Origin of the sequence: Gluconacetobacter entanii (assembly GCF_003206495.1) — a bacterium.
Lineage (GTDB): Bacteria > Pseudomonadota > Alphaproteobacteria > Acetobacterales > Acetobacteraceae > Novacetimonas > Novacetimonas entanii.
On record NZ_NKUF01000121.1, the window covers coordinates 1 to 1,313 of the forward strand.

Here is a 1,313-nt window from a genome sequence, read left to right on the forward strand (position 1 = left end):
TGAGGTGGTCCCGTCCGTTCGGACAGCTTTGTGGGCTTGATAAGCTATACCCGGTTGTTGTTATGCCGCCCTTCTGACAGCGTTGCTGTTGGCCATCTGGTCCGGGGTTAACCCCGGACCAGATGGCGTCGGCACGTCATGATACGCCTCATCGGGCGTACGTCCAGCCAGCGCCGTATGCGGACGCCTTTCGTTATAATGGGCGATCCATCTGCCAAGCCCGGCCCGTAGCTCCGATCCGGTTTCGAACGCGTGCAAATAGACGCATTCGTATTTCAGCGACCGCCACAGACGCTCGATGAACACGTTGTCCAGCCAGCGACCGCGCCCATCCATGCTGATGCGGATCTGACGCTCTTCCAGTATCCCGGTGAAACGGGGTGTCGTAAATTGCGACCCCTGGTCAGTATTGAAAATGTCCGGGGCGCCATAGCGTCTGAGGGCATCCTGTAGCGCCTCGATACAGAACTCCACGTCCATCGTGTTCGACAGACGCCAGGACAGGACCTTGCGCGTGAACCAGTCCATGATCGCCACGAGATAGAGAAATCCCCGTTTCATGGGAATATATGTGATATCGGAACACCAGACCTGGTCAGGCCGATTGATGACCAGATCCCGCAGAAGATATGGATATTTCCGATGCTCCGGATGGGGCACGGTCGTGCGCGGCTTCTGGTAGATCGCCCGCAGGCCCATGATCGCCATGAGCCGCCGGACCCGCTTGCGGCCCACTTCATGCCCCAGGCGGCGCAGATGCCATGTCATCTGCCGTGAGCCATAATAGGGCGTTTCCAGGAACTGGGCGTCGATCAGCCGCATCAGATCCAGATTGGCCTCGCTCTGTGGCACAGGTCGATAGTAGACGCCCGACCGGTTGAGTTGCAGCAGCGTGCATTGCCGGATTATCGGCAGACGCGCTCGCTTCGGGTCAATCATCTGCCGCCTCTGATCACGCCCAACCGAGCAGAGGCATCCCGCAAAAAATCCCGTTCCACCAGCAACTGGCCGATCTTGGCATGCAGTTTCTCTACATCAGCAGGGCTGACTGAAGGTTCCGTTACTGACTTACCAGAAAAAAGGCTTGCCATGCCTTCGATCGCCTGGCGCTTCCATTGGGCGATCATCGTCTGATGCACGCCATGTTTCGACGCCAACTCCGCCAGCGTCAGTTCGCCACGGATCGCCTCCAGGGCAACCCGTGATTTGAACTCCGCCGCATACCGTTTCCGCGTAACCTTGCCCATAAAACCCGTCCTCGTTCAGGCCAGATGATAGCTTATCGCCCTGTCCGAAAAATGGGGACCACTTCT

The 1,313-nt window shown here is 58.1% G+C and carries 1 protein-coding gene; it reads right to left on the reverse strand.

Features of this window, described 5'->3' with window-relative positions:
- Window positions 1–60 precede the first annotated feature (60 nt).
- Window positions 61–1,247, reverse strand: a protein-coding gene (locus tag CFR72_RS16785; protein ID WP_110914814.1) for an IS3 family transposase whose coding sequence is annotated in 2 segments (ribosomal slippage) — window positions 61–977 and window positions 977–1,247 — 1,188 coding nt in all. Because the reading frame shifts where the segments join, the coding sequence is not laid out codon by codon here.
- Window positions 1,248–1,313: the final 66 nt, after the last annotated feature.